Raw genomic sequence first — 9893 nt, 5'->3', positions numbered from 1 at the left:
AGGCTATGGATTTGCTCAAGGGAAACAGTGGTCCCACTTACGGCGACTTAGCCAATTCGGCACGTCAGATTCAAGAATCGCAGGCGGTACTTTCTTCTTCCGAAGCAGCAAGCCTTTCGCCTCAAATGCAACAGTACCTCCAGCAGATGCGCGGTATGAGCGCGAACCAGCAAGCCCTGGGGCAGCAGGCCTACAACAACTCATCACAGCGTGTGCAGCTTTTACAGCGCCTCTCTTCGAGCATTGATGCGTCTACCGATCCCAAAGCCATCATGGATCTGCAAGCCGTTGCCCAGTCTGAACAGGCCAAGCTGGCGAATGATCAGGCACAACTGCAAAGTGTCCTGCAACTGACTCAGGCAAATGAAGCCGCTGCCCGTCAGATGCAGAATGAAATGCGTATGCAGGTGAGTGGTGAGCCGGACTTTCCGCCCCTCGATACTTCGATCAGAAAATAACTACTACGGAGAAAAAACATGATCAAGAAAACACTTGTTCTTATGTTGCTGGTTACGTCCCTTGCATCCCTCAGCGGATGCTGGGACGAAAATCAAAAGATCGTATGCGATGAGAAATGCAGAGCTGAGCGCTCCGGTGGGAATGCGCAATCCGGTGAGGCTAACTTTCCTCGCCTTGATACCAGTGCGCCAGACTCGTTTAAAAAAGCCCCTAAGCAGGGGCAGTAAGCTGGAGGGTTAAACCATGGCTTCAAGAACTTACACCGATGTTTTGACGTTTGTTGACGGTATGACGTCAACCTTTATCAGTCAGAATGTGCAAAACGTTGCTACGTCAATTGCGCCTGCCTTAAACACTGTCCTCGGTGTATATGTGATGCTGTGGGGTTTCGCATTGGCTCGCGGGGCTATCCGCGAGCCAATGATGGACGGTGTTTCGCGCATTATAAAAATGGCGTGTATTTTGTATGTGGCCCTGAACTTTGGCGCATACAATATGTATATCGTAAATACATTTAATGTCGCGCCCTTTGAATTAGGACAGGCGTTTTTCGGAGCGCAAGATAACACTACACTTGTTGGCTCTCTCGATATGATTCTAGAGAAGGGTTTCATCGTTGGTAAAAAGTTTTGGGACCAAGGCGGTATCCTGACTGGTGATCCAGGCATGTACATGATTGCTATCTTGGTTTGGGGCCAGTCGATTGTTGTTACGGCTTATGCCTGTTTCCTAATCGTTTCATCGAAGATTGCCTTAGCAATCATTTTGGCCTTGGGGTCGCTGTTCATTGCAACGCTGCTCTTTGAAGCGACAAGCGATTTTTTCAGCCGGTGGATTCAGCAACTATCGAACTTTGCGCTCGTCATAGTGATGGTTATTGCAGCAAACTCTCTGGTGATGACGCTGTACGAGCGTGCATCCGTTGGGGCCGCAGCCATTACCAGTACGGCACAAATTAACTTGCTGTTTCCGTTCCTCGTTACGGGTGCAATTTCCCTGCTTTGCCTTGCGCAAATACCCTCACTGGCTGGTGGGCTTGCCGGTGGGGTATCTATCAATTCATACGGCGCTGGACGCTTTGTATCCGGCCTTATGAGACGTGGGCTTTCCTCGGTCATGCCGCGTAAGAGGCCCACACGCGACAAGACGGAACGTAAGGTCCCTCGCGGTGGTGAATTGCGCCCCAGAACCTGATGCCCATGAAACCCTGTTGACACGCTCTAGATCGGGGGAGAAATAACCGATACACGACAGATATGGCTTTTTTGCATATGCGGATAATAGTAAAGTGCTGCTATGTATCCGCTTTTTTGTGCATGTGAGGAAGCCATAATGAAGAACGCTTTTGCAATAATTGTAGTCGTAACAGCAATCGTCCTCGGCGGTTGTGCCCATACTCCCCCTGCCTGCGACGGTTCTAACCGGCGTCCTGTCAACCAGCCCCATCAAGCAGGCATTCACCATCCAAGCTGCGGCCAAGAGTTGGCATCCCTGGGGGCCATCTGATGGAGCGCATGAAGAAACGCCCGATCCCCGAGCAATTGTCCGATGCAGATGCAGCAAAGGAAACGCAGCGCTTCCTTGATGACATCCGCCGCTATGTCGAGTCTAACGACGACATAGAGCAACTGCTCCTAAACTCTCGGTCGTGGGCTGATTCCGAAACCGAACAACTTAAAAAATCGCGTATCAACGCGTGGCGAGTTACCTGCTTTTTCGCGCTATTTGCGAGCGGCTGTCTTTACACCGCTAATCGTGCTGTTGATACAGCCATGGTGCCGCCTCCACCACCACAAGTTCTTGTGATGGACAAAGCAACAAACACCATTAACCCGCTCATGTCCTTGAGTGAAGTTAAAGTGAAGTACGAGGACGCATTACTACGGCGCGCTCTTAACACTTTCATGATCTGTCGTGAGCGGTACATTGTGGAAATGAGAGAGGATGACTATTTCTGTGCTGCTGCATTTATGTCCCCTCAGTTGCAATCACAATGGTCCCAGTATTGGGACGATCAGAATCCCGATGGGCCGCTGATGCGTTATGGCCTTAACACAACCGTTAAGCCTGAGATTGTCAGTATTGTTCCTAGGGAGAATCAGAAAGGCGTAGTTGATACTGCTCAGGTTCAGTTTGAACGTACCACTATCGAAAACGGAATGAAGAAGCGCACGTACATGATCGCTGATATCGCCTTCAAGATGGTTAACCTACCAGTGGAAGAAAAGCAGCGTCGTGTTAATGATATCGGCTTGCAGATAACGCAATACACAACGAACCAGATGCTTACTTCGACTGATCCAAGATCTACGAAACCTTCGCCATCTGCTCAGGAGCAAGTGCCGAGTGGTTTCTCTGCCCCAACTGCTGGACCGCGCCAAGGGAGACAGCCATGAAGTTATCGCCTATCGCATTAGCGTTTCTGCTCGGAATGGGATTCAGCTATCAAGCCAGTGCTGCACAGGTTCCAGTTCCAGCACCGCAAGACAAGCGAGTCCGGTTCGTCGATTATGACCCGGACAATATTGTTACTGTCAAAACAAAGATCGGTAGAGATACCCTTATCATTTTTGGTAAAAACGAACAGATCCTTGATATGGGCGGTGGATATACGGATGCCTGGGGTGTTGGCACGCTCACGCAACGCAACGGTTTCTTTATCAAACCAAAGAAAGAGAGCCCGACTACAAATATTCACATCGTCACTAACTTGCGGTACTACAACCTAGATATGGTGATGGCGACTGGCAGGGAAGCAAATTATGAGTTCATCAAGTATCGTTACCCCGCAGAGGAAGCGAAGCTAAAACAAGCTAAGGCTAATATCGAGCTTGCCAAAAAGTACTTATCATACGGCGACAGCACTAAGAAAAACATAAATTACACAATACAGGGCTCAGACAGCATTGCGCCAGACAGTGCAGAGGACAACGGCCAAGCAACATTTGTGACTTTCCCGCCGGGGGCTGAAATCCCACAAGTCTATTACATAAATGAAGAGGGCAAGGAAGTTCAAGCCAACGTTAATTTCAACAATGGTGTCATGGTTATCCATCATGTGAAAGCGAAATTTGTTTTCCGTAGAGGCGAGCTTGTGACCTGTTTGTTCAACGAATCTTATGGCCCTAATAGTGTTATTCGGCCGAAAACCAAAACTTCCTCCCCGCGAGTTGAGCGCTTAATGAAAGAGGTTGAGCAATGAAACTTCCATGGTTTAAAAAGCATCACGATATAGAAGATGATGATATCGACGAAACCAACGAGCCATCATCTGGACTCAAAAAAGATCGTAAAATCGCGTCGGTTAATAGCAGGCTTAGCGTTCAATCACGTCTGACAAACTATGCCATAGGCATAGCCGTTTGCGTCTTTGCTGGCTACATGCTTTATAACTATTACACTAACCTCTACCGTGAACGAGCTGCACGGGAGGATCGTTCTATTGATCATAGCCAGACCGCAGATACAAAGTTGCCTCCGCTCAAGCTTGAACAGTTTGATCAGCGCCAAACACAGGCGGACCAGAAGCCAGCGCCACCAGCCATTAATCAGGCTCCATCTAATGGGCAGCCACCGCCCGAAACACCCGCACAGCGCTTGCTGCGTGAACGTCTTGAATCACCTGTGACGTTTGCAATGGATTCTGCTCGATCTGCCCCGCAGACCCAGCCTGGCCCTTCAAATAATCCATCGCAGGCAGGGTACGGTGGGACAGGCCAACCCGGTGGCTCTGGCGGCAGCGCATCTAAACCCGGTGCAGCTCTCACACAATCGCTTGAAAGCGCTCAGATGGACCCTGTAGAAGCTTACAGCGGGGGTGATCCGAGTTTGATGGTCTACCAAGGTACTGTCATTCCTTGCACAGTTCGCGAAGCAATCGATTCCTCGTTGGTGGGACAGGTTGAGTGCAAGCAAACCGAAGACTTATGGTCTGCTGATCACAGCACGATCCTTGCCGAAGCTGGCACCATTTACACAGGCCAGCAGCTGACAGGCCTGTCCCGAGGTAACAGACGCCTGCCGATCGTCTGGGTGCGTGGTCGCACACCGATGCCAAACAACGTGTTCATACCTCTAAATTCCGCCGCTACAGATGAGCTGGGCCGCACAGGCATCGCCGGTGAGATTGATAACCATCTGGCAGAACGCTTCGGCCCTATTGTTGCCCTCCTCTAAATTCCGCCGCTACAGATGAGCTGGGCCGCACAGGCATCGCCGGTGAGATTGATAACCATCTGGCAGAACGCTTCGGCCCTATTGTTGCCCTGAGCCTGATCGATGACGTTGGTGATTATTTCGCTAATACTGGTCAGAGTTCCGATAGCAGCAATAACACTTCTATCAGCCTTGGAAATACCCAGCAAGGTGGGCAGGATCTTGCAACCGAGATATTCAAAGAGGCTGCAAACATTCCTTCTACGCTCACACGCAATCAGGGTGCCAACATCTTTATCTATGTTGCCCGCGATATAGATTTCAGCAAGATTTACACGTTGGAGTATAAAGAATGAATGTCGATACGGAATCGCCGGAAAGTTTTCCAGAGCGTGATCTACATACTGTAGAGCTGCATCTTGAACTGCTGAACGAATACTTGGACTCAGACCTTAACGAGGTCTGCATTAATAAGCCGGGAACGTTGTTCACATACGGTGCTGGTAAGTGGACGGAAATCCCGATGCCGGAAATCACTTTTGAGTGGTGTAATGAACTTGCAAAGCTGATTGCTAACTATTCTGGACAATCACCGGACGACGCACTGAGCGCGGATATGCCGGGTGGACACCGTATAGAAATAGCGCAGCCTCCGGTAGCGCTTTATCCATCCATTACCATTCGAATCCCGAAACGTGGTGAACCGCTAACTCTGGAACAGATACTTGAGTTCGGTTCGTTTGAAAAAACACGTTGGCTGATGCAAACCCGTGGAATTACAGCCGAAGAACGGATCGAGTTACAGGATGAACTTACAGACAAAGATATCGAACTGCTTGAATTGTTTCATGCCAAAGATGCATTTAATTTTCTTGTTACAGCAGTGGAATACCGCTGTAACATATTTCTGTCTGGCCGTACTGGCTCCGGCAAGACAGCACTATTAAACGCACTAGGCGCTAAAATACCATTAGACGAGCGCCCTATAACGTGCGAGGACACGCGAGAGAGCCGACTGCCTCACAGGAATCAGGTTAATCTGATATATCGGAAAGACCCCAGCGCGCCGGAGAAATACCGTGCGAAAGGTGTTTTAGCCTCTACACTGCGACAGTTTCCTTCGCGTGTATTGCTGGCTGAAATACGGGGTGATGAAGCTTACTTCTTCTTTTCAAACGTGGCTAATAGCGGTCAACCCGGCTCTCTTGCAACGTTACATGCCAGTAGTGCAAAGATGGCTATCCGAAGAATGTCTAACCTCATTCAAGCCAGCCCCGAAGGCAGCAGGTTGCCTTTGGATGTAATCATTAGGGATTTGTACGCGCTTGTTAATGTGGTTATCCAGACGGATATTGATAAGGTGACAGGAAAGCCGTATGTGAGAGAGATTTATTTTGATCCTGCATACGCCTTACGTGCTGCGTGGTAAGGGGGATTTATGATTCTTAATGAATTGGATAGTTTCAGCGCTAAGGTCAAAGCATTTACTGCAATCGGTATTTGCTGGATGCTTCTAGGGCTTTACCTATCGGGTTATTGGTTTCTAATCAAGATCAATATTCCGCCGTTGCAAGCAACTCTTATGACTATCATCGATTACTGGACGTATTACGGTGATAACCCAGCGGTTCAGAAGTGGTTGATCATCTGTACTGCTGGTGGCTTCGGCGTTCCCGGCGTTGCCGCTTTTATGCTTGTCGCTCCGGTGAGAAAGAAACTCCATGGTGATGCTAGATTCGCCACCACCAGAGAACTTAAGGAAAATAATCTCCTAGGTGAAAAGGGTTTTATTCTCGGCAAGTGGGGCCGGAAATTCATCATGCTCGCCGGGCAGCTAGCCGCTTTGGTTTCGGCCCCTCCCCGCTCCGGTAAAGGCGTCGGAGTCGTTCAGCCTAATATGCTGAGCTGGCCGGATAGTGTCGTCTTGCTGGATATCCGGCAAGAATCTTGGCGTCTTACATCGGGATTCCGAAAAACGTTTTCCGAAGTTCATCTATTTAACCCTGTAGATCGCAAACGCAGAACAATGCAATGGAATGCCTTGGACTATGTGTCTGATGACCCTATGTTGCGTGTTAACGACATACAGAAAATCGGCAACATGCTATCGCCAGATCCACCCGATGGTGATCCGTTTTGGCCTGCGTCCTGCCGAACGCTGTTTCTAGGTCTCGCACTTTATGTGTTTGAGACTCCTGGCTTGCCACGGACGTTTGGTGAGATTGTTCGCCAAATCATGTTTGGTGAAGGTGAAACCATTGGTGAGCACTGGAAGAACATCATTGAAGAGCGTGATGCTTCTCCTAGTCCGCTTAGCAGCGCTTGTAAAGCTGCGCTGTACGACTTTATTTTTACTAGCGGAAACACTCAGTCTTCTATCCGCAAGACATTTACTGCAAAGCTTGAGCTTTGGCTAAATCCGCTTATCGATGCGGCGACTTCTAAAAGCACTGTAGATCTTAGAAAGCTTCGCTCGGAGAAAATTAGCATATACATCGGCATTAAACCTGCTGATCTTGACTATTTGCAGCTCATCATCAATTTATTGGCACAGCAAATTCTTGAACTGAACATGCAGGAAATGCCGGAAGATAACCCGGAGTTGAAATATCAGCTCGGGTGGATCATGGACGAATTTACCGCTCCCGGACGGATGCCAATCGTAGCAAAGACTATTGGTTATCTAGGCGGCTATAACATTCGACCGCTCATCATCGTGCAGTCGCTTTCTCAATTGATCGCCACCTACGGCGAACAAGTCGCACAAACGATTATTGAGTGCTGCGCTGCTGAGTTGTTATATGCACCTAAAAGCCGTCGTCAAGCAAAGGACGTTTCTGACCAGCTTGGCAATACTACGGTTAAGAACACTTCTAAATCTCGTCCTCAGTTTGGCATGAAGTCGGGAACGAACAGCACATCCGATACGCCTCGACCGCTGATGCTTCCACAAGAAGTTAGAATGCTCGGCAAAAAGCGCCAGTTGATTTTTGTCGAGAACATGAACACCATTCTTTGCGAAAAGGTTTTTTACTACAAGGAACGCGTATTCAAAAAGCGGCTTTTGCCACCGGCTGTACAAGCAATCGGAGACTATACGCCTCCACCTGCGAAAGTATCTAAGCCAACACCTAAACCTGACGTTAAGCCAGAAGCCCCAGTTTTGAATGAAGCTGGTCAACTGGTAACTATCGTCACTCGTCCAATTGGCATTGAAGATATTGAAAGTATAGATAAACGCTCATTGACCGATTATAATATTGACTTCGAAAATATAACTACGCCATCTGGCGATCCGGTAACTGACGAGGAGATGCAAGCTGTATTTGGTTCATTCCTTAACTCTATCGCTGATTAACGCACAGGAATATTTTTATGCCGACTAAAATTGAGACTGAAGCGCTACGCACGGCCTTGAGCCAAAATAATATTGTCGCCGCACTGGCGTTATTCGAGCAGAGCAAGACAATGAGTCCGAATATGAAGGAGCCTGTCGAGAACGGCGTTCCTTTGTTGCAAGCTGCCGTTCGCGGCCAGCTTTCTACCGGTGAAAAATTTGATGGCCAACGTATGTTGACTGGCCTAATCGCCCTGGGTGCTGACGTGAACATGCGCTTGCCTAACGGTCGCACTGTGCTGCATGAACCGGGGCTTAGCCCTGATGCTGCACGGTCGTTGCTTGAGGCCGGTGCGAACATCGAGGCCAAGGTAACATGCGCTTGCCTAACGGTCGCACTGTGCTGCATGAACCGGGGCTTAGCCCTGATGCTGCACGGTCGTTGCTTGAGGCCGGTGCGAACATCGAGGCCAAGGTTTCCAAGCCAAATCCGGAAGCCGGTCAGGTTAAGGGGGAAACCCCTCTGCTTTCGCAGATAAAAGCGAACAACGGTGAGGTGGCCCGTCTGTTGGTCGACGCCGGAGCTAACGTCAAGGCTCGCGATCAGGATCGGGTCACTGCTGTGCATGCGGCCGCTTACGTCAAGGATTCGCGTACAGCGGCATACGTCCTCGACAGCGGTGCAGATATCGATGCTCTGACCGTTGACAAGGAATCGGCCAAGGACGCGCTGATTAAGAACGGCTTTCCTGTCATGGCGGCCACGTCTGCGCTGGTGAAGGCGCGTAGCCGTGAAAATGTCAGTGAAGCTGAGTTGCTGGCTCTCGCTGCTGAACAACGTAATGCCATTGCTGCCGTCGCAGACAAGAAGCAACAAGCCCAAAGCGACGTCCAGCCAGAAGCGCCGCCAGTACCCGCAGCGCCGACCGCTGAGAACACCATCGAGCAAGGTTCGGAGCAAAATCGGGACGTAGATCCGCAGACTGCCGCAATCGTAGCGCAGCAACGTGAAGCGCTTCGCGAAGCGGCTAAACGTGCTGCCAGATCTGCACAAGATCTAGAGCCACCTGCAGGAGCTCCTGCAGGTGATCAGAAAGATCCTCCATCGCTTGATAGTCAGGCCCGGGATTTTGCACAGCAGCGTCGTGCGAAGCTTGATGCGGATAGGCAGACAGACACTCCAGAGCTTGAATCGGCAGATGCAGAGGCGCGCCAGTTCGCTGCACGTCAACGAGAGCGCGTCCTGCAACAGCGCGCCTTACTCGGTCTTAATGAACGTCAAGGCCCGTCAGGCCGCACGGAAGCGCCGCAGCGAGGTGATACCGCAGATGTTGAGCGTGAGGAAGGCCCGAAGCGTAAAGCGCCTGATGATCGCTCTAAGGCGGTTCCGCAGCATGTGAAGCAGAAATTCCTACAAGTAAAAGATCAATATTATTTCCCTGACAAGACCCATGCGTTTGATGATCGAGGACAGAAGCTCTCAACCAAAAGTGAGAGCCAGCAAGTTATCTCGTCCTTAGTCGATATCGCCAAGGAACGCGGGTGGGAACATGTGACGGTTCGCGGTACCAAAGATTTCAGGCGCGCCGCATGGTTGGAAGCTTCGTTGAGCGGGCTTGAGGTGAGCGGCTACCGGCCCAGCGTGATCGAAAAGGCCCAGCTCGCGAAGCTGGTAGAAAAGAACGTCCGTGATGTCGGTCTAGACAACAGCATCGAGGCCAGTCCAGAGCGCGCTAAACCAGCACCCGCCAAAACGCAGAATGCCCCTGAGCAAGCCGCACCCGGTGGTAAGTCACTTACTGGTGAGGTTAGCCAACCCAAGGCAAAAACGGACGCCGAAATCACCGTCCCCAAATTCGCTGTTCGGGAAGGTGTTGAACCGCCCCGGGTTTCTCGGAGACTCCAACCTTTGAGAGGATGGAGCGATGAAAAAACTACCGAA

At 50.3% G+C, this 9893-nt stretch carries 11 protein-coding genes; 10 read left to right on the top strand and 1 reads right to left on the bottom strand.

From position 1 onward, the window contains the following. From AO277_RS07730 to AO277_RS07705, 6 genes are all read left to right on the top strand, one after another. Positions 1-458 (top strand): type IV secretion system protein (locus tag AO277_RS07730; protein ID WP_218962505.1); only part of this gene is annotated, 458 nt, incomplete at its 5' end. Positions 459-476: 18 nt separating this feature from the next. Next, positions 477-686, top strand: a complete 210-nt coding sequence (locus AO277_RS07725; RefSeq protein ID WP_099258881.1) for a hypothetical protein — start codon at positions 477-479, stop codon at positions 684-686. Positions 687-702: 16 nt separating this feature from the next. Next, complete coding sequence (locus AO277_RS07720) at positions 703-1653, top strand: TrbL/VirB6 family protein (RefSeq protein ID WP_099258879.1); 951 nt, start codon at positions 703-705, stop codon at positions 1651-1653. Positions 1654-1964: 311 nt separating this feature from the next. Beyond that, on the top strand, positions 1965-2855 hold the full coding sequence (locus AO277_RS07715; RefSeq protein WP_099258877.1) for a VirB8 family type IV secretion system protein: 891 nt from the start codon (positions 1965-1967) through the stop codon (positions 2853-2855). Further along, a complete protein-coding gene (locus AO277_RS07710) occupies positions 2852-3661 on the top strand; it encodes a TrbG/VirB9 family P-type conjugative transfer protein (protein ID WP_099258875.1) in 810 nt (269 codons plus the stop codon). Before AO277_RS07715 ends, AO277_RS07710 begins: the two co-directional genes overlap by 4 nt. Next, complete coding sequence (locus AO277_RS07705; RefSeq protein WP_099258873.1) at positions 3658-4635, top strand: TrbI/VirB10 family protein; 978 nt, start codon at positions 3658-3660, stop codon at positions 4633-4635. Before AO277_RS07710 ends, AO277_RS07705 begins: the two co-directional genes overlap by 4 nt. Here the strand turns inward: AO277_RS07705 and AO277_RS28985 are convergent. Next, on the bottom strand, positions 4632-4823 hold the full coding sequence (locus AO277_RS28985) for a hypothetical protein (RefSeq protein ID WP_257214198.1): 192 nt from the start codon (positions 4821-4823) through the stop codon (positions 4632-4634). The two genes, AO277_RS07705 and AO277_RS28985, sit on opposite strands and share 4 nt — an antisense overlap. On the opposite strand from AO277_RS28985, the gene AO277_RS29640 reads away from it, so the two are divergent. The 4 genes from AO277_RS29640 to AO277_RS07685 all read left to right on the top strand — a co-directional run. Continuing rightward, a complete protein-coding gene (locus AO277_RS29640) occupies positions 4731-4970 on the top strand; it encodes a TrbI/VirB10 family protein (RefSeq protein ID WP_371411871.1) in 240 nt (79 codons plus the stop codon). The genes AO277_RS28985 and AO277_RS29640 overlap by 93 nt on opposite strands. After that, a complete protein-coding gene (locus tag AO277_RS07695; RefSeq protein ID WP_099258871.1) occupies positions 4967-6043 on the top strand; it encodes an ATPase, T2SS/T4P/T4SS family in 1077 nt (358 codons plus the stop codon). The genes AO277_RS29640 and AO277_RS07695 overlap by 4 nt, the downstream gene beginning before the upstream one ends. A 9-nt stretch (positions 6044-6052) precedes the next feature. Continuing rightward, the gene (locus tag AO277_RS07690) at positions 6053-7972 is read left to right on the top strand and encodes a type IV secretory system conjugative DNA transfer family protein (RefSeq protein WP_099258869.1); all 1920 of its coding nucleotides are present in this window, start codon (positions 6053-6055) and stop codon (positions 7970-7972) included. Between the two features lie 355 nt (positions 7973-8327). After that, positions 8328-9893: LPD7 domain-containing protein (locus AO277_RS07685; RefSeq protein WP_306599705.1), on the top strand; the 1566-nt coding region annotated here is incomplete at its 3' end.

It is taken from the genome of Pseudomonas amygdali (assembly GCF_002699855.1).
In the GTDB taxonomy this organism is placed as follows: Bacteria; Pseudomonadota; Gammaproteobacteria; order Pseudomonadales; family Pseudomonadaceae; genus Aquipseudomonas; species Aquipseudomonas amygdali.
Note: the sequence above shows the minus strand (reverse complement) of the source record. Positions and strands in the feature narration are given on the sequence as shown.